Annotated in this window: 17 protein-coding genes; 6 read left to right on the plus strand and 11 right to left on the minus strand. The window is 67.6% G+C overall.

Features of this window, described 5'->3' with window-relative positions; genetic code table 11:
- The first annotated feature begins 58 nt into the window (after window positions 1-58).
- Both ACZ50Q_RS15945 and cueR read left to right on the plus strand, forming a co-directional pair.
- Window positions 59-2341, plus strand: a complete 2283-nt coding sequence (locus tag ACZ50Q_RS15945; RefSeq protein ID WP_464078938.1) for a heavy metal translocating P-type ATPase — start codon at window positions 59-61, stop codon at window positions 2339-2341.
- Complete coding sequence (gene cueR, locus ACZ50Q_RS15950; protein WP_076521062.1) at window positions 2338-2730, plus strand: Cu(I)-responsive transcriptional regulator; 393 nt, start codon at window positions 2338-2340, stop codon at window positions 2728-2730. The genes ACZ50Q_RS15945 and cueR overlap by 4 nt, the downstream gene beginning before the upstream one ends.
- Before the next feature lie 109 nt (window positions 2731-2839).
- On the opposite strand, the gene rlmD is transcribed toward cueR, so the two are convergent.
- The 7 genes from rlmD to surE form a co-directional block, all read right to left on the minus strand.
- Window positions 2840-4333, minus strand: coding sequence for a 23S rRNA (uracil(1939)-C(5))-methyltransferase RlmD (gene rlmD, locus ACZ50Q_RS15955; protein WP_092575572.1), 1494 nt, complete (start codon window positions 4331-4333; stop codon window positions 2840-2842).
- 175 nt (window positions 4334-4508) lie between these two features.
- Window positions 4509-5261 (minus strand): TorF family putative porin, encoded by a 753-nt coding sequence (locus ACZ50Q_RS15960; RefSeq protein WP_092575567.1) that lies wholly within the window; start codon window positions 5259-5261, stop codon window positions 4509-4511.
- 355 nt (window positions 5262-5616) lie between these two features.
- Complete coding sequence (locus tag ACZ50Q_RS15965) at window positions 5617-6243, minus strand: hypothetical protein (protein WP_464078939.1); 627 nt, start codon at window positions 6241-6243, stop codon at window positions 5617-5619.
- A 189-nt stretch (window positions 6244-6432) separates the two neighbouring features.
- Window positions 6433-7212, minus strand: a complete 780-nt coding sequence (locus ACZ50Q_RS15970) for a 3'-5' exonuclease (RefSeq protein WP_464078940.1) — start codon at window positions 7210-7212, stop codon at window positions 6433-6435.
- Window positions 7209-8066, minus strand: a complete 858-nt coding sequence (locus ACZ50Q_RS15975) for a peptidoglycan DD-metalloendopeptidase family protein (protein ID WP_464078941.1) — start codon at window positions 8064-8066, stop codon at window positions 7209-7211. Before ACZ50Q_RS15975 ends, ACZ50Q_RS15970 begins: the two co-directional genes overlap by 4 nt.
- 16 nt (window positions 8067-8082) lie before the next feature.
- A complete protein-coding gene (locus ACZ50Q_RS15980) occupies window positions 8083-8907 on the minus strand; it encodes a protein-L-isoaspartate(D-aspartate) O-methyltransferase (RefSeq protein WP_175493059.1) in 825 nt (274 codons plus the stop codon).
- Window positions 8892-9650: a 5'/3'-nucleotidase SurE gene (gene surE / locus ACZ50Q_RS15985; protein WP_076521069.1), complete on the minus strand. Its 759-nt coding sequence runs from the start codon at window positions 9648-9650 to the stop codon at window positions 8892-8894. Before surE ends, ACZ50Q_RS15980 begins: the two co-directional genes overlap by 16 nt.
- A gap of 179 nt (window positions 9651-9829) precedes the next feature.
- On the opposite strand from surE, the gene plsY reads away from it, so the two are divergent.
- Window positions 9830-10468 carry a glycerol-3-phosphate 1-O-acyltransferase PlsY gene (gene plsY / locus ACZ50Q_RS15990; RefSeq protein ID WP_092575555.1) on the plus strand — a complete coding sequence of 213 codons (639 nt, stop codon included), beginning with the start codon at window positions 9830-9832 and terminating at the stop codon, window positions 10466-10468.
- A 51-nt stretch (window positions 10469-10519) separates the two neighbouring features.
- Here plsY and tsaD read toward each other — a convergent pair whose 3' ends face one another.
- Window positions 10520-11551: a tRNA (adenosine(37)-N6)-threonylcarbamoyltransferase complex transferase subunit TsaD gene (gene tsaD / locus ACZ50Q_RS15995; RefSeq protein WP_464078942.1), complete on the minus strand. Its 1032-nt coding sequence runs from the start codon at window positions 11549-11551 to the stop codon at window positions 10520-10522.
- Between the two features lie 110 nt (window positions 11552-11661).
- Between tsaD and ACZ50Q_RS16000 the strand changes: the two genes are divergently transcribed.
- Window positions 11662-12954 carry an NCS2 family permease gene (locus ACZ50Q_RS16000; RefSeq protein ID WP_076521072.1) on the plus strand — a complete coding sequence of 431 codons (1293 nt, stop codon included), beginning with the start codon at window positions 11662-11664 and terminating at the stop codon, window positions 12952-12954.
- A gap of 57 nt (window positions 12955-13011) precedes the next feature.
- Here the strand turns inward: ACZ50Q_RS16000 and ACZ50Q_RS16005 are convergent, their stop codons facing one another.
- Window positions 13012-13368 (minus strand): VOC family protein, encoded by a 357-nt coding sequence (locus ACZ50Q_RS16005; RefSeq protein ID WP_464078943.1) that lies wholly within the window; start codon window positions 13366-13368, stop codon window positions 13012-13014.
- 233 nt (window positions 13369-13601) lie between these two features.
- On the opposite strand from ACZ50Q_RS16005, the gene ACZ50Q_RS16010 reads away from it, so the two are divergent.
- Together ACZ50Q_RS16010 and ACZ50Q_RS16015 are read left to right on the plus strand one after the other, a co-directional pair.
- Complete coding sequence (locus tag ACZ50Q_RS16010) at window positions 13602-14624, plus strand: LLM class flavin-dependent oxidoreductase (protein WP_464078944.1); 1023 nt, start codon at window positions 13602-13604, stop codon at window positions 14622-14624.
- 174 nt (window positions 14625-14798) lie between these two features.
- Window positions 14799-15173 carry a thioredoxin family protein gene (locus ACZ50Q_RS16015; protein ID WP_076521074.1) on the plus strand — a complete coding sequence of 125 codons (375 nt, stop codon included), beginning with the start codon at window positions 14799-14801 and terminating at the stop codon, window positions 15171-15173.
- Window positions 15174-15265: 92 nt separating this feature from the next.
- On the opposite strand, the gene ACZ50Q_RS16020 is transcribed toward ACZ50Q_RS16015, so the two are convergent.
- On the minus strand, window positions 15266-15853 hold the full coding sequence (locus ACZ50Q_RS16020; RefSeq protein WP_092576244.1) for an IMPACT family protein: 588 nt from the start codon (window positions 15851-15853) through the stop codon (window positions 15266-15268).
- 32 nt (window positions 15854-15885) lie between these two features.
- Window positions 15886-16692 carry a transporter substrate-binding domain-containing protein gene (locus tag ACZ50Q_RS16025; protein WP_464078945.1) on the minus strand — a complete coding sequence of 269 codons (807 nt, stop codon included), beginning with the start codon at window positions 16690-16692 and terminating at the stop codon, window positions 15886-15888.
- Window positions 16693-16698 lie beyond the last annotated feature (6 nt).

Genomic DNA, 16698 nt, shown 5'->3' on the forward strand with positions numbered 1-16698 from the left:
TGACCTTCCCACGATGGGAAGGATGAAACTGGGTGTTCCCATCCAGACAGAGACTGCCATGAGCGTTGCCCCTCCCTCCTCTTTTTCCGAACTGGAACTCGCCATCGAAGGGATGACCTGCGCATCCTGCGTCAAGCGCGTGGAAAAGGCCCTGACCAATGTCCCGGGCGTCGCGCGGGCGCAAGTCAACCTCGCGACCGAACGCGCCCTGGTGTCCTTCGACCCGGCCGCCGCCCAGCCGCAGGCGCTGGTCGCCGCGGTGGGCAAGATGGGCTACGAGGCGCATCCCATCGCGGCCCAGGACGACCATGCCGAGCGGCAGTCGCAGGCGCGCGACGCCGAGGCGCAGCGGCTGCAGCACGCCTTCATCGCCGCGCTGCTGCTCACGCTACCGGTATTCGCCCTGGAAATGGGATCGCACCTGATCCCGGCCATGCACCACTGGGTGCTGGACACGATCGGCAGGCAGAACAGCTGGCTGCTGCAATTCGCGCTGACCACCGCCGTGCTGGCATGGCCGGGCCGGCAGTTCTTCACCAAGGGCTTTGAGGCGCTGTGGCGCCGCGCGCCGGAAATGAATTCGCTGGTGGCGCTGGGCGCCGGCGCGGCCTGGGGTTATTCGGTGGTGGCGACGTTCGCGCCGGGCTGGCTGCCGGACGCCGCGCGCAACGTCTATTTCGAGGCCGCCGCGGTCATCGTGACGCTGATCCTGCTGGGCCGCATGCTGGAAGCGCGGGCCAAGGGCAAGACGGGCGCGGCCATCAAGCGGCTGATCGGATTGCAGCCGCGCACGGCGCGTGTGGTGCGCGATGGCCAGGCGCAGGACGTCGAGATCGAACGCGTGCGCACCGGCGACATCGTCATGGTGCGCCCCGGCGAGAAAATCCCGCTGGACGGCGACATCATCGAAGGCAGCTCCTACGTCGACGAATCCATGCTGACGGGCGAGCCCGTGCCGGTGGAAAAGCAGCCGGGGATGCAAGCCACCGGCGGCACGCTGAACACCTCGGGCAGCTTCACGCTGCGCGTCACGCACACCGGGGCGGACACCATGCTGGCCCGGATCATCCGCATGGTGGAAGCGGCCCAGGGCGCCCGCCTGCCGATCCAGGCGATGGTGGACCAGGTGACCGCCTGGTTCGTGCCGGCCGTGATGGCGGCCGCCCTGCTCACCTTCCTGGTGTGGTTCTTCCTGGGGCCCCAACCCGCGCTGTCGCAGGCGCTGGTCCATGCGGTGGCGGTGCTGATCATTGCCTGCCCGTGCGCCATGGGGCTGGCGACGCCCACGTCCATCATGGTGGGCACCGGACGGGCCGCCGAGATGGGCGTGCTGTTCCGCCAGGGCGACGCGCTGCAGACGCTGCGCGACGTGGACGTGGTGGCCTTCGACAAGACCGGCACGCTGACGCTGGGCAAGCCGACCATGACCGAACTGGAACCCGCACCCGGCCATGACGCGCAGCAGGTGCTGCAGTGGGTCGCCTCGGTGCAGGCGCGCTCCGAGCATCCCATTGCGCTGGCCATCGTGGCCGCGGCGGCCGAACGCAAGATCGAATTGCTGGCGACCGATGGCTTTGCCGCCATCACCGGCGCCGGGGTCCAAGCCACGGTTGACGGCCGCCAGGTGCTGGCCGGCGCCGCCCGCCTGATGGCCGAGCGCGGCGTCGACGTCGGCGCGTTCGGCGCGCGTGCCGCCGACTGGGGCGCCGATGGCAAGACGCCGATCTATGTGGCCGTCGACGGCCGCGCGGCCGCCATGATGGCCGTGACGGACCCGGTCAAGCCGTCTGCCGTGTCCGCGATCGCCGCGCTCCATGCCCAAGGCCTGAAGACGGCCATGATCACGGGCGACAACCGGCACACCGCGCAGGCCGTCGCGCGCCAGCTGGGTATCGACGAAGTGCGCGCAGAGGTGTTGCCCGACGGCAAGGTGCAGGCCATCGCCACGCTGCGCGAAGGCGGCCGCAAGGTGGCTTTCGTGGGCGACGGCATCAACGACGCGCCCGCGCTGGCAGCGGCCGACACGGGCATCGCCATCGGCACCGGCACGGACGTGGCCATCGAGGCGGCATCCGTCGTGCTGATGTCCGACGATCTGCACGGGGTGCCCAACGCCATCGCGCTCAGCCGGGCCACGCTGGCCAACATCCGGCAGAACCTGTTCTGGGCGTTCGCCTACAACGCGGCGCTGATTCCGCTGGCCGCGGGCGCGCTGTATCCGGCGTTCGGCCTGTCGCTCTCGCCCATCTTTGCGGCAGGCGCCATGGCCCTGTCCAGCGTCTTCGTGCTGGGCAACGCGCTGCGCCTGAAGACATTCCGACCCCATGGGAGCCCGGCATGAACATCGGACAAGCCGCCAGGCAGTCTGGCATTTCGGCCAAGATGATCCGCTATTACGAAAGCATCGGACTGATCGGGCCGGCCGTGCGCACCGACTCGGGTTACCGCGTCTATAGCGACCAGGACCTGCATACGCTGCGCTTTGTGCGCCGCGCGCGCGACCTGGGGTTTTCCGTGGAGCAGATGAACGAGCTGCTGGCGCTGTGGAAGGATCGCAGCCGCGCCAGCGCGGACGTCAAGCGCATCGCGCTGGAACATGTCCAGGAACTGGAGCGCAAGGCCGAGGCGCTGCGCGACATGGCCGCCACGCTCAAGCACCTGGCGCAGCACTGCCATGGCGACGACCGGCCCGATTGCCCCATCCTGGAGAACCTGGGCTGCGCCCCTTGAGCATGGCGCCCGGCCCAGCGCGGCGCGGACCGGTGCGTGGGCCGGAATGCGGCGCCCGCCGCCCTTTCCGGCTTTGCCCCGCGGACCGATCCCGACGGGGCGGGCAGGTTTACTGTCCGCTCTGCGCCTCGGCGGCGACCCGGGCCTCGTAGGCTTCGGTGGCGGCCTGTTTGGCGGCCGCCTTTTCGGCGGCGGCAGCCAGGCGGGCCTCTTCCGCCGCCAAGGCGTCGGCGGCTGCCTGCACCGCGCGCTGGCGGGCCCGTTCCTTCGCGTCAATCACGCCTTGCGCATCGAGCGATTCGAACACGGCGATCGATTCCACATGCCCCGTATGCGGGAACATGTTGATCACGCCAGCGGCCTTGAGCACGTAGCCGCCTTCGTGGACGAGAATGGCCGCGTCGCGCGCCAGGGTGGCCGGATTACAGGACACGTAGACGATGCGGCGGGGACGCTCTTCGTACGACAGTTCCGACAAGGCCTGCGACACCGCATGGGCGCCTTCGCGCGGCGGATCGATGAGCATGCGGTCGAAGTAGCCCAGGCTGCGCAGCCAGGTCACGTCGACCTCGAAGAGGTTCAGGGTGGCAAAGCGGGTGCGGTCGCCCAGGCCATGGCGCGAGGCCGCGTCAAAGGCGCGGTCGGTCAGCGCCTTGCTGCCTTCGACGCCCACGGCTTCGCGGGCCTGGGTCGCCAGGGGCAAGGTGAAATTGCCCAGCCCGCAGAACAGATCGGCCACGCGGTCGGTGGGCTGAACGTCCAGCAGCTTGAGCGCGCGCGACACCATCGCGCGGTTGATGGCGTGGTTCACCTGCGTGAAATCGGTGGGCCGGTACGGCATCCGCAGGCCGAATTCCGGCATGGTGTAGGACAGCGCGTCGTTATGCTCGCGCTCCAGGGCGTGCACCGTGTCCGGGCCCTTGGGCTGCAGCCACCATTGCACGTCGTGCCGGGCCGCGAAGGCGCGCAGGATGGCGATGTCGCCGTCGGTCAGGGGCAACAGATGGCGCAGCACGAGCGCGGTCACGCCTTCGCCGAGCGCCACTTCGATCTGCGGCATGCGGTCCGGCGCGGACATCGACGAGATCATCTCGCGCAGCGGGATCAGCAGGTCGCTGACGTGACGCGGCAGCACATGGCATTCGCGCATGTCGGCCACGTAGCTGCTCTTGCGTTCATGGAACCCGACGAGCACGCCGCCCTTCTTGGGCACCACGCGCACGGACAGGCGCGCCCGGTAGCGGTAGCCCCAGGTCGGGCCCTGCAGCGGCGCCAGGATCAGCGCCGGGCGCAGCTTGCCCACATGCCAGAACGTGTCTTCCAGCGCGCGCTGCTTGATGGCCACCTGCGTGGTGGGCTCCAGGTGCTGCATGGCACAGCCCCCACAGACGCCGAAATGCGGACAGCGCGGCCGGACGCGTTGCGACGAGGGACGCAGCACCTCGTCCACGCGCGCGGTTTCATAGGAAGGCTTACGGCGCAGCGTCACCGCGGTGACCCGCTCGCCGGGCAAGGCGCCTTCCACGAAAATGACTTTCCCGTCGCGGCGGGCGATCCCCCTGGCTTCCAGGTCCAGGGATTCGATACTCAAAACGTCAGACATCTCACGCAGTCCAGAATTGCACGCAACCCGTGATTGTAAAAGGACTTCGCGCATTCCCGGAAATGGATCCGATGGGGCCGGAACGTAAAAAAAGGGGCTTGCCGGACGCCGCCCTGGCCGGGCGGAATCCCGCAAACCCCAAAAGCCGGCGCTGTTCAGGGCGCCGCCACGGATTTCAGAATGAACGCGCCACCGAGAAGACGGCGCCGATGCGGCCCGACGGGTGGCCGTATTTGGTGGGCAGCCAGTTGTCCTTGGTGGCGCCGACCGCCGCCAGCCCCAGGATCCACCCCTTCAGGTCCTTGGTCACGCCGACCTTGTAGTCGACATAGTGGCCGATGGAATCCCCGTCCATGTTGGTCTGGTTCTTGAGCTTCTGGTAGCCCAGATGACCCACCAGGCCCCAGCCTTCGCCCAGGTCGAAGGTAGCCGTGCCGTCCAGGTACCACGTGCCCTTGCTGTCCGGCGTGCTGAAGAAGTCGCTGGGCGTGTACGAGTACTTGAGGCTGTAGTTGCCGTAGGACGCACCCAGGTACAGGTCGGTGTTGTTGTAGTTGCCGCCTTTGGGCGAACTGGAGCCGGGATAGTAGTAATGCAGCACGCCCGCATCCAGCGTGAAGCCGCCGCCGACGTCGCCCTTCCAGCCGCCGTAGAAGTCCATTTCCAGGTTGCCGTCGGTGAAGACGAAGCTGGAGACGTTGGAGTTCCAGTTGCCCAGATAGAAGCCCGAACTATGGTTCAGGTCAAAGCCCAACTGCACGGCGGGACGAAAATCGGTCTGGGAGTAGCCCCGAAACCGGTAGTCGCTGACTATGGTTGCGTTACCGCTGAGTGAAAAGCCGCCTCCGAGATCGGTGGGTTCGGCCTGCGCCAGACCTGCAAAGCAAACGGCAAGCGCGAAGGGCAAGGCTAGCAACGTCTTCTTCATGGTGCGGAAGTCCTGATCGGATTTACGAGAAAGCGGACAGCGCATGGCGCATCCGGCTGACCGGCCCTGCTGCAAGGGTATTGCCGGCTCAAATTCCATGAAGCAATGTCCATGCCAGGTCTGGCCATGCACACAAACGCATGGCCGGCGCGCGGCGGCGGGCCTGACGCACCAGTTTGGTGCCCCGCTTTGGGGCGCGTTGGCGGCGCATGCGTCATAACGGGGAGCGACGCGTCCACCTACACGAACAAAACCCCGGCACGCGCGGGGCGTCCGGGGTTTGAAGCAGCCGGCGGGGCTTGCCCCCGCCCTGCGGCAGGGGCCGGGCCGTGGGGTCAAGCCGGGGATGGCAGGCTTAGTTGGCCTGAGGCGGCGGCGGCGGGGGCACGTCGCCGGCGGGCGGAGGCGGCGGCATGCCGGCGCGGCCCTTGCCATGACGACCTTCCATCTTGGCGTGACGCTCGGCCATGCGGGCTTCGCGTTCCTTGACGATCTTGGTGACCTGGCCCCGCTGGGTCTCGTTCAGGCTGTCCCAGACGGCCAGCCATTGGTCTCGCACCTGCTTGGCCTGATCGCCGAACTGGTCGCGGCGCTTTTCGGATTGCTCGATCAGGGCGCGGGGATCCAGCTTGCCGCTGTCCAGTTGCGCCTTCAGCAGATCGTGGCGCTTGCCGCCGGCGGCGCGCATCGCTTCGTGCAGGCTGCGCTGGCTTTCCTGGGCGGTCTTGAACAGGGCTTCCTGCTTGGCGTCGAGCTTCAGTTCGGCGACCTGGGCCTTGGACACGGGGCCCAGGCCGGGGATGAAGAGGCCGTCGCGCATGCCCTTGTGGAAACCGCCGCCGCGGTGACCTTCGTGCATGGCGGCCGGACCGCCATCGGCGGGAGGCGGCGGCGCAGCCATCGCGGTGCCGGCCGCGAAACCGCTGGAAGCGGCGACGATTGCAAGGGCAACCAGATTGGAGCGGATAGCGAATCGGGACATGTGTGTCTCCTGAAAGTGAAGAAAGCGAGGCCATTGTGCGATCCCGCTGGTTTCATCCAGGTTTCGCGCGCGCCCGTCTTGTTTCAGTCGATTGCTTACCTGCCGACGCAAGAACGGGGCCCTGCAGGCCCCGTCCGTCTTGCGGCTTGCGTCGCGACGCAAGCGCATCCGATGCGGCAGGCGTCGCGGCTAGCCCGCGTCCCAGGCCGCCATGTATTCCTTCCAGTGCGGCGCGTCGCTGGCGCCGAGGGTATCGCGCACCAGCGCGACCTCGGCCTCGTAAGCCGCGCGGTCAAGTTCACCCCGCAGAAAGCGAAAGCGGCAATACACCAGCCACGTATTGACCACGTCGGTCTCGCAATACGCCCGCACCTCGTCGGCGCGGCCGCTGCTCCAGGCCTCCCAGACCTTGCTGCCGTCCATGCCCAGCTTGCCCGGAAAGCCGCAGAGCTTGGCCAGTTCATCGAGCGGCGCATTGGCGCGGCCGTTGTACTTGGCCAGCACGTCCATGAGGTCGACGTGGCGCGTGTGGTAGCGCGAGATGTAGTTGTTGAACTTGAAGTCGCGGTCTTCTTCGCCCATGTCCCAATACCGCGGCGCGGGCACGCCCTGGATCAGGCTGCGGTAATGCAGCACCGGCAGGTCGAAGCCCGAGCCATTCCAGCTCACGAGCCGCGGGGTGTAGCGTTCGATGGTCTTGAAGAAACCCGCGAGCAAGGCCGCTTCGGGATCGTCCGGCTGGCCCAGCGTCTTGACGCGAAAGCCCTGGTCGTCGCGGAACACGCACCCCACCACCGCGACCTTGTGCAGGTGCAGGGGCAGGAAGTCGTGACCCACGGCCTCACGCCGCGCGGTGAGCGCGCGTTCGACGACTTCCTGGTCGGGCACGTCGGCGCCCCAGCCATTGAGCTTGCGCAGCCCATCGGCATCGGGGATGGTTTCGAGGTCGAATACCAGGGTGGGCGTCATTTGGGCGGCAGGTACTGCATCGGGTCGACGGGCGTGCCCTGGCGACGGATCTCGAAATGCAGGCGCGGCGACGTGGTGTCGCTCTGGCCGAGTTCGGCGATCTTGGCGCCGCGCTTGACCGTCTGGCCCGTCTTCACGAGCAGCGCGCGATTGTGCGCATAGGCGGTGATGAAGCCGTTCTGGTGCTCGACGATGATGAGGTTGCCCAGCCCGCGCACGCCGTTGCCGCTGTACTTGACCAGGCCGTCGGCCGCGGCGGTGATCGGGTCGCCCAGCGCGCCGGCAATGTCGATGCCCTTGCTGCTGGTGTTGAACCCCTGCACGATCTGGCCGCTGGCCGGCCAGGCCCAGTTGATGACGCCCGCGTCAGCCGCGCGCGTGGCCGGCTTGGTGTCCACGGGAGCCGGCGCCGGCGTGGGCGTGGCCTCGGGCTCCGGCGTGCTTGCCGCGGGGGTTTCGGGCTGGTCCAGCGGACGGGGCTGCGGCTTGGCCCCCGAGACCGGCGCGGTTTGCGCGCCGCCGCCTGCGCCTGCCGACATGCGCAGCACCTGCCCCACCGAGATCTGGTTGGGGTCGCTGATGTTGTTCCAGCGCTTGATGTTTTCGATGTCGACGTTGTTGGCGCGGGCGATCTTGTAGAGTGTGTCGCCCGGCTTGACCACATAGCTGCCTGACGTGGCCGTCGGCGCGGGTTGCCCGCCGGTCATGTCGACCACCGGGGCACGGGTACCTTTGGATGCGCAGCCGGCCAGGATGGCGAGGCTGAGGACCCCCACTGCGAAGAGCGGGCGGCGCAGGCGCGTCAAAGACGCGCCCCTATTCATATCGGTCAGTTGCAACTGCCCGTTGAGCATACGTTTCTCCTGTCGCTCAAGATTGTATTCCGGACCGTAGCGGCACAAAGCGCACGGCCTCTAGTTCAGTACGTTTCCAGCTGGCCGCGCCTGTGCGTTCGATAAGAACCAGGCGCTGGTTGGAGCCCCCTTCCGGAGCGATCAGGCGACCGCCCGGCGCAAGCTGCGTAAGCAGCGCTTGCGGGATGGCCAGACCAGCGGCAGCCACAACAATAGCATCGAACGGCGCCACGCCGGGCAGCCCCAAGGTGCCGTCGCCATAGATCAGCCGGATCCGGGTGGTCAGCCGCAAGGCGCGCAAATGCTCGCGCGCAAGCTCGTACAGTCCACGTATGCGTTCGATGGTGTGGACATCGCGCACGAACTGGGCAAGCACCGCGGCCTGGTACCCGCAGCCCGCGCCGACCTCGAGCACCCGCGTGGGTGCGCGGTCTTCGCAGGCAGCCGCGATCATACGCGCCACGACCCACGGCTGTGAAATAGTCTGCGAATGGCCGATGGGCAACGCGGCATCTTCATAGGCGCGGCTGGCCAGGGCCTCGTCCACGAATAGGTGCCGCGGCACCGCGGCCATGGCGTTCAGGACGCGCTCGTCGGTAATGCCCTGCGTCCTCAAGCGCTGCACCATGGCCTGGCGCAAGCGTTCGGAGTTCAGGCCCAGGTTGCTGCCCGCCTGCGGCAGCGGCGCCTGCGATTGCCGCTGCAAGGTGGCGGCGGAAATGCGGGTGTTGCTGTTGGCCGGCGTATAGCCCGGTCCGAGGCGTCCGGAGTCGGGGCGCGCCGGGCTGGCGCGGCCGGCGGCGCCCGGCGTGAGGTCCGGCTGGCTTATCCGTTTGCGCATAGCGGCTCCGCCCAGGTGCGGATCTCGTCAAGCTGGCTGTGCTGGGTCAGGTCCAGGCGCAGCGGCGTGACCGACACGATGCCCTGCTCGACCGCATGGAAGTCCGTGCCGGGCGTGGCGTCCGCGGCCAGGCCCACCGGTCCGATCCAGTAGACCGTGTCGCCGTAGGGCGTGGTGGTGCGCACGACCGGCTGCGACGGATGCCGCTTGCCCAGGCGCGTGACCGCAAACCCGTGCATGTCTTCGAAACGGCGGTTGGGGATGTTGACGTTGAGCAGCACCGGCGCCGCGAGCGGCTGGGCCAGATGGCGCTCGACCACCTTGCGCGCCGCGCGCGCGGCGGAGTCGATGTGTTCCCAGCCCTTTTCGGCCAGCGAGAAGGCAATGGCGGGAATGCCGAACAGATAGCCTTCGCTGGCGGCGGCGACGGTGCCCGAATACAGGGTGTCGTCGCCCATGTTGGCGCCATTGTTGATGCCCGACACGACCAGGTCGGGGCGCGCGTCCATCAGGCCGGTGAGCGCGACGTGCACGCAATCCGACGGCGTGCCGTTGACCGCGATGAAGCCGTTGGAGGCGGTCCGCACCGACAGCGGCCGGTTCAGCGTGAGCGAGTTGGAGGCGCCGCTGTGGTTGGTTTCGGGCGCGACGACGGTCAGGTCGCCCAGGCCTTCCAGCGCCGCTACCAGCGCCTCAAGCCCGGGGGCCGAGTAACCATCGTCGTTCGAAACCAGAATTCGCATTGTGCATCCGAAAGAAAATAAAACGCGGGTGACGTTGCGGATTGTACCGTCCGCCGACCCGTCGCGGCTGCCCGGCGACGCGTCCCGGATTCGCGGCGCCCGCTCGATAACCCGAACCCCGCGCCTGCCCGGGCGCGGTAGAATCCGCAGCCATTACTACAACAACGGACTCCCTTTCCATGGCGATAACCGAACCCTCCCTGGCGTTTTCCGTCGCGCTCGTCGTGCTGGCCTACCTGATCGGCTCCGTGCCGTTCGCCGTGGTGGTCAGCAAGGTCATGGGCCTGCAGGACCCCCGCAGCTACGGTTCCAAGAACCCCGGCGCCACCAATGTCCTGCGCACCGGCAACAAGACCGCCGCCGCGCTGACGCTGCTGGGCGACGCAGCCAAGGGATGGTTCGCGATCTGGCTGGCCGAACGGCTGGCGCCGGGCATCGGCCCCGTCGCACTGGCCTGCGTGGCGCTGGCCGTCTTCATCGGCCACCTGTACCCCGTGTTCCTGGGCTTCAAGGGCGGCAAGGGCGTGGCCACCGCGCTGGGGGTGCTGGTGGCGATCCAGCCGTGGCTTGCCGTCGCCACCGCCGCCACGTGGCTGATCATCGCCATTTTCTTCCGCTATTCGTCGCTGGCTGCGCTGGTGGCCGCGTTCTTTGCGCCGGTTTATTACGTGTTTGGATCGGGCCTGGCCTGGCAGGCGCAGCCCGCGCTGGGCGTGGCGCTGGCGATCATCGGCGTGCTGCTTTTCTACCGCCACCGCGCCAACATCGCCCGCCTGATCCAGGGCACCGAAAGCCGTCTCGGCAGCAAGAAGAAGTAAATCCAGGCCTGATGCCGGGTTTTGCGGGCGGCCCTGGCCGCCCGCGTCGTTTCAGGCGATATCGGCCAGGTCCCAGCGCGGCTTCACGGTGAAGCTGTGCGCGCTGGCGTCCAGCGTCGCCAATCCCGCCTTGACCCGTTCGGCGGCCGCAAACGCAATCATCGCCCCGTTGTCCGTGCAGAGTTCCAGCGGCGGAAAGTATGCGCGCGCCTTCAGGGGCCTGAGCGCGGCGTCGAGCTTGGCGCGCAGGAGCTGGTTGGCCCCCACCCCGCCCGCGACGACCAGCCGGCGCAAGCCTGTCTGCTTCAACGCGCGGATGGCCTTGGCCGCCAGCACTTCCACGATGGCCGCCTGCGTGGCGGCGGCCAGATCGGCGCGGGTCTGCTCGTCCAGGCCGCCATCGCGTTCGGCCGCCTTGACGCGCGTCAGCACGGCCGTCTTCAGGCCGCTGAAGCTGAAATCCAGGTCTCCACTGTGCAACATGGGGCGCGGCAGATCGAAGCGCGAGGCGTCGCCGCTGGCGGCCAGCCGGGACAGCGCCGGTCCGCCCGGATAGCCGAGGCCCATCAGCTTGGCGGACTTGTCGAAGGCTTCGCCCGCGGCGTCGTCCAGCGTCTCGCCCAGCAATTCGTAGCGGCCCACGCCGTCCACGCGCATGAGCTGGGTATGCCCGCCCGAGACGAGCAAGGCGATGAAGGGAAACTCAGGCCGCGGATCGGCCAGCATCGGCGACAGCAGATGGCCTTCGAGGTGATGGATGCCGATGGCCGGCAGGCCGCGGGACCAGGCAAACGACTGCGCCACGCTCGCGCCCACGAGCAGCGCGCCGGCCAGGCCAGGCCCCGCCGTGTAGGCGACCGCGCCGATGTCGGACATCTGGATGCCCGCCTCTTGCAGCACCTGGCGAGTCAACGGCACGACGCGGCGTATGTGGTCGCGCGAGGCGAGTTCCGGCACCACGCCCCCGTATTCCTGGTGCATGGCGATCTGGGTGTGCAACGCGTGCGCGAGCAGGCCGCGTTCCGTGCAGACGGCTGCGACGCCGGTTTCGTCGCAGGAGCTTTCAAAGCCGAGAATAATCATGGCGGCAGAGTTTACAACTGATGCGAAAATACGCCTGTTCATGAACGGGGCGCGGTGTCCGGCCACGCCCGACACAATCTTAAAATCCTGCAAAAACCCTGGGGACTCGAATGCTGGAGAAGCTTTTCAAGCTGCGTGAGCACGGCACGACCGCAAGAACGGAAATCGTGGCGGGCCTGACGACATTCCTGACGATGTCGTACATCATCTTCGTCAATCCGGACATCCTGTCCTCGACGGGGATGGACCGCGACGCGGTGTTCGTCGCCACCTGCCTGGCCGCCGCGCTGGGCTCGCTGGTGATGGCGTTCATCGCGAACTGGCCGATCGGCATGGCGCCCGGCATGGGCCTGAACGCCTTTTTCGCCTTCACCGTGGTCAAGACCATGGGCTACACCTGGGAGCAGGCGCTGGGCGCCGTGTTCATTTCGGGCATCATCTTCCTGTTCCTGACCATATCCGGCATCCGGGTCTGGCTGGTCAAGGGGATTCCGCATTCGCTGCGCAGCGCCATCGCGGCCGGCATCGGGCTGTTCCTGGCCATTATCGCGCTATCCAGCGCCGGCATCGTGGTCGCGCATCCGGTCACCAAGGTCACGCTGGGCAACCTGACCTCGCATGGCCCGCTCTTCGCCATATTGGGCTTCTTCGTGATCGCGTCGCTGGACGCGCTGCGGGTGCGCGGCGCCATCCTGATCGGCATCATCGTCGTCACGGTGCTGTCCATGGTGCTGGGCTACAACGAATTCAAGGGCATCTTTTCGGCGCCGCCCAGCCTGTCGCCCACGCTGTTCAAGCTGGACATCCTGGGCGCGCTGCACACGGGCTTCGTGCACGTGATCCTGGTTTTCGTCCTGGTCGAAGTGTTCGACGCCACCGGCACGCTGGTGGGCGTGGCCAAGCGCGCCGGGCTGGTTCCCGAAGATCGTCCCAACCGCCTGGGCCGCGCGCTCTTTGCCGACAGCACCGCCATCGTCGCGGGCTCCATGCTGGGCACCAGCAGCACCACGGCCTACGTCGAAAGCGCATCCGGCGTGCAGGCCGGCGGCCGCACGGGCATGACCGCGCTGGTCGTGGGCCTGCTGTTCCTGGCCGCCCTGTTCATTTCGCCGCTCGCGGGCGCCGTCCCGGCCTATGCCACCGCACCCGCCCTGCTCTACGTCGCCGGGCTGATGATGCGCGAGCTCATCGACATCGACTGGAACGACGTCTGCGAAGCCACGCCGGCCGCGTTGACCGCGCTGGTCATGCCGTTCACGTACTCGATCGCCAACGGCATCGCGTTCGGCTTCATCAGCTACGTGGTGCTCAAGACCGCCACCGGCAAGATGCGCGACGTGCACCCGGCCACGTGGCTCGTGGCGGTGCTGTTCGTCATCCGCTACGCATTCTTCCCGGAATAGGCGGCCTTATCCGCTGTTCGTTTCAAGCCGCCGCAGGTCATGCCCTGCGGCGGTTTTTCATTTGGCCGCGGTCCACACCGCCAGTTCGTAGCCATCCGGATCCGTGAAATGGAAGCGGCTGCCACCCGGGAACGTGAACGCCTCCCGGCTGATGCGCCCGCCGGCTGCCTTGATACGCTGCTGGGTTGCGGCCAGGTCATCGCCGTACAGGATCACCAGCGGACCGCCCGGGCGCACGGCTTCCCCCGTCGTGAAGCCGCCCGTCAGGCGGCCATCGGTGAATTCGCAATAGGTGGGCCCGTAATCCGTGAAGGTCCACCCGAAGACCTCGCCATAGAAGCGCTTGCTGCGCGCGATGTCGGCAACGTTGAATTCGATGTTGTCGATCTGGTTGTCCTTGCCTCTGGCACCCATGCGCGTCTCCTTGGTGGCGGATGATTGAAAGCGGCCCGAACGGCCGCGTTTGCCCGTTCGCTATTGTAGGGATCGGAAAATTCAATCAACCCGGCCAAGGGCATGGTTGCTGACGGGTGCGGTTGAATTCGCCGATACACTCCTCATGTAGATCAGCATATGGAGTACATTTTGCGCCCTTCCCGTTTCATTCCCGCGCGGCCCGCCTGTCCCCACGCCGCGGAGGCGCACGCATGAGCGCCCTGGCCACCATCCCCTTTTCCGTGCTGGACCTGGCCCCGATTGTGCAGGGGCGCGATGCCGCGGACGCCTTCCGCAATACGGTTGCGCTGGCGCAGCATGTCGAGCAGCTGGGCTACAACCGCTTCTGGCTGGCCGAACACCACAACATCAATGGCGTGGCCAGCAGCGCGACGGCCGTGCTGATCGGTCACGTGGCCGGCCACACCAAGACCCTGCGCGTCGGCTCGGGCGGCATCATGCTGCCCAACCACGCGCCGCTGATCATCGCCGAGCAATTCGGCACGCTGGAGACCCTGTACCCCGGGCGCATCGACCTGGGCCTGGGCCGCGCGCCCGGCAGCGACGGCGCGACGCAGCAGGCGCTGCGCCGCAGTCCGCGCAGCGGCCTGGAGTTTCCGGCGCTGGTCGAGGAACTGCGCGCCTTCCTGGCGCCTTCGCGCCCCGGCCAGCCGGTGCGCGCCATTCCCGGCGAAGGCCTGGACATTCCGATCTGGCTGCTGGGTTCCAGCGATTTCAGCGCGCGCATGGCGGCCGAACTGGGCCTGCCCTTTTCGTTCGCGGGCCATTTTTCTCCCGAGGGCATGGCCGCGATGCGCCTGTATCGCCACCTCTTCAAACCCTCCGAGACCCTGTCGCGCCCGTATTCGATGATCGGCGTGCCGGTGATCGCCGCGGAAACGGACGAGGCCGCCCGTTTCCAGTCCACCACGCAGCAATTGAAGTTCCTGTCGCTGGTGCGCGGCCACCGCCTGCAATTGCAGCCGCCCGTCGACAGCATGGACGGCTTGTGGAACGAATGGGAGCGCGAAGCGGTCAATCAGAGACTGGGCGCCTCCATCGTGGGCGGGCCGGATACCGTCAAGCGCGAACTCGAAGCCCTGGTCGCGGAAACCCAGGCCGACGAGGCCATGATCGTGTCCGACTTCTATGACATCGCGGACCGCCTGCGCTCTTTCGAAATCGTCGCCTCGTTGAAGAACGGCGCCGGCGTCTCCACCAAAACCGCGGCCTGAGGGCCGCCGACTGCGCTTGCGCACAGCGCCAACCATTGCGACGCAGCGGTGACCGGCTCTACTATTGGTCATCGGGCCTTTGGCAACCATGCGTCGCCGCCGCACGCCGGGGCGTAAACCGGGGGTCTTCGCCACTGCTTTTGCTTTTCGCCGCCCGCGCGGCAAGGATTTCATATGAGTATTGTTGAACTCACCAAAGACAGCTTCCAGGAAGCCATCACGCCCGACGGCACCCTGATCGTCGACTTCTGGGCGCCCTGGTGCGGCCCGTGCCGCGGCTTCGCGCCGGTCTTCGAGCAGGCGGCCACCGAACATCCGGACGTCACGTTCGCCAAGGTGAATACCGATGTGGAGCAGGAACTGGCCGGCGCGCTGGGCATCCGCTCGATCCCCACGTTGATGGTATTCCGCGAAAAAGTCCTGCTGTTCTCGCAACCGGGCGCATTGTCCGGCGGACAGCTCAATGAGCTGCTGGCCAAGATCAAGGAAGTGGACATGGAACAAGTCCACAAGGAAATCGCGGCGGCCCAGGACGGCCAGGACGCGTGAATGAGCAAGGGGCCCGGTTGGGCCCCTTCTTTTTGCACTGGCGCTGGACGACTCCCTGTGCGCCTTGTGCACACCGTGCGTCCTGCGTCGGGCTAGGAAATGACCTCCCACGCCGAACGGCCGCGCGTGATGTTCGCCACGGTGACTTCCAGTTCGGGCACGGCGGCGCGCGGCACCGCAAATAGCAGCGTCACGCCATCAGCGTCGTAGTCTTCCTGCCGGATCGCCGCGCCCGCCTGCGACAGGCGGGATTTCAGCAGCGCCATTTCCGCGAATCCGCACGCGCAGCGTACGGTTGCCAGGTCGACGATCTCGGTCCTTTCGGCCAGCCGCAGGCAATTGGCCGCGCAGCCGCCGTAGGCGCGCACCAGTCCCCCCGCACCCAGCTTGATTCCCCCGTACCAACGCACCACGAGGACCGCCACGCGATCCATGTCCTGGCCTTCGATGGCCTGCAGGATCGGCCTGCCCGCCGTGCCGCCGGGCTCGCCATCGTCGTTGAAGCGGTATTCCTGGCCGATGCGGTAGGCCCAGCAGTTGTGCGTGGCCTCGGGGTCGCTGTGTTCGGCAAAGAAACGCATGGCGTCTTCGATCGCCGCCACGGGCGCCGCGTACGCGACGAAGCGGCTCTTCTTGATGTCTTCCTGGTACGTGCAGGGCGCGGTCAACGTGTACGTCATGCCCGGCATTGTAAGTGCGTGGACCGGCGGCGCTAGCCGTGGCAGTCGGGCACTTCCTGGTCCAGGTAGACGTCGAACGCGACGTCGCGCGCCCACTTCGACGCCATGGCCTTCCAGGCGCCGGCGCGGTCCCACGCGCGCATTTCCTGGCCCAGCCAGGCACGGGAGGCGTCGTCGCCCGCCCGCAGCAACCAGACCCGCTCCTGGCGCGCGCCGTCCGGCGTCAGCGTGGACGAGAATTTCTTCCATTCGGGAAAGCGCATCAGCGGCTCCCACACCGCGTCGTCGACCAGGCCGATGTCGCAGGCCCCTTCGCGCACCGCGACCAGCGCGTCGGACGGCACGCGGTAGGTCTTGACGACCGCGCCCCAGCCCTGCGCCAGGGCCTGCGCGTGGGCGGCGGCCTCGGCCATGCAGACCGTGCGCCCCTTCGCGTCGGCGGGTTTGCGCAAAGGCGTGTCGCTGCGGATCACCGCCTTGGGGCGCGCGGCGTAGCCGGTGGGCTGCGCCGCCACCGATGCGGGCTGGCCGTTCGCGCGCTCGGCCAGCACCAGATCGACCTGGCCGGAAGCCAGCGCCGTGGCGGCCTGCCCCGCCGGCAACTGCACCAGGCGCACAGGCAGTTTCAGGCTGGCGGCCAGCTTGTCGGCGATGGCCGCGTCCAGGCCTTCCGGGGTGCGGATCTTGGCGCCGGCGGCGGGCGGCGGCGGCAGGTACGGCACGCCCACGACCAGTTCGCCGCGGGCGCGCGCCGCCGGGAAGGTCTCGGGCTGCGCCAGCGCGAGGCCCGCCAGCGCCAGGCTGGCGGCAAGGACGAATGGACGCAACCGCGACATCATGGCTTG

The sequence above is a fragment of the Achromobacter sp. T5-5 genome (assembly GCF_055397965.1).

Excerpts from the sequence above, each read along its gene's own strand:
- cueR (WP_076521062.1), top strand. The coding sequence starts at position 2,338 with ATGAACATCGGACAAGCCGCCAGGCAGTCTGGCATTTCGGCCAAGATG.
- ACZ50Q_RS15965 (WP_464078939.1), bottom strand. The coding sequence starts at position 6,243 with ATGTCCCGATTCGCTATCCGCTCCAATCTGGTTGCCCTTGCAATCGTC.
- ACZ50Q_RS15980 (WP_175493059.1), bottom strand. The coding sequence starts at position 8,907 with ATGCGCAAACGGATAAGCCAGCCGGACCTCACGCCGGGCGCCGCCGGC.
- ACZ50Q_RS15945 (WP_464078938.1), top strand. The coding sequence starts at position 59 with ATGAGCGTTGCCCCTCCCTCCTCTTTTTCCGAACTGGAACTCGCCATC.
- ACZ50Q_RS15970 (WP_464078940.1), bottom strand. The coding sequence starts at position 7,212 with ATGACGCCCACCCTGGTATTCGACCTCGAAACCATCCCCGATGCCGAT.
- ACZ50Q_RS15960 (WP_092575567.1), bottom strand. The coding sequence starts at position 5,261 with ATGAAGAAGACGTTGCTAGCCTTGCCCTTCGCGCTTGCCGTTTGCTTT.
- ACZ50Q_RS16020 (WP_092576244.1), bottom strand. The coding sequence starts at position 15,853 with ATGACGTACACGTTGACCGCGCCCTGCACGTACCAGGAAGACATCAAG.
- ACZ50Q_RS16015 (WP_076521074.1), top strand. The coding sequence starts at position 14,799 with ATGAGTATTGTTGAACTCACCAAAGACAGCTTCCAGGAAGCCATCACG.
- ACZ50Q_RS16000 (WP_076521072.1), top strand. The coding sequence starts at position 11,662 with ATGCTGGAGAAGCTTTTCAAGCTGCGTGAGCACGGCACGACCGCAAGA.
- tsaD (WP_464078942.1), bottom strand. The coding sequence starts at position 11,551 with ATGATTATTCTCGGCTTTGAAAGCTCCTGCGACGAAACCGGCGTCGCA.
- ACZ50Q_RS15975 (WP_464078941.1), bottom strand. The coding sequence starts at position 8,066 with ATGCTCAACGGGCAGTTGCAACTGACCGATATGAATAGGGGCGCGTCT.
- ACZ50Q_RS16025 (WP_464078945.1), bottom strand. The coding sequence starts at position 16,692 with ATGATGTCGCGGTTGCGTCCATTCGTCCTTGCCGCCAGCCTGGCGCTG.
- plsY (WP_092575555.1), top strand. The coding sequence starts at position 9,830 with ATGGCGATAACCGAACCCTCCCTGGCGTTTTCCGTCGCGCTCGTCGTG.
- ACZ50Q_RS16005 (WP_464078943.1), bottom strand. The coding sequence starts at position 13,368 with ATGGGTGCCAGAGGCAAGGACAACCAGATCGACAACATCGAATTCAAC.
- surE (WP_076521069.1), bottom strand. The coding sequence starts at position 9,650 with ATGCGAATTCTGGTTTCGAACGACGATGGTTACTCGGCCCCCGGGCTT.
- ACZ50Q_RS16010 (WP_464078944.1), top strand. The coding sequence starts at position 13,602 with ATGAGCGCCCTGGCCACCATCCCCTTTTCCGTGCTGGACCTGGCCCCG.
- rlmD (WP_092575572.1), bottom strand. The coding sequence starts at position 4,333 with ATGTCTGACGTTTTGAGTATCGAATCCCTGGACCTGGAAGCCAGGGGG.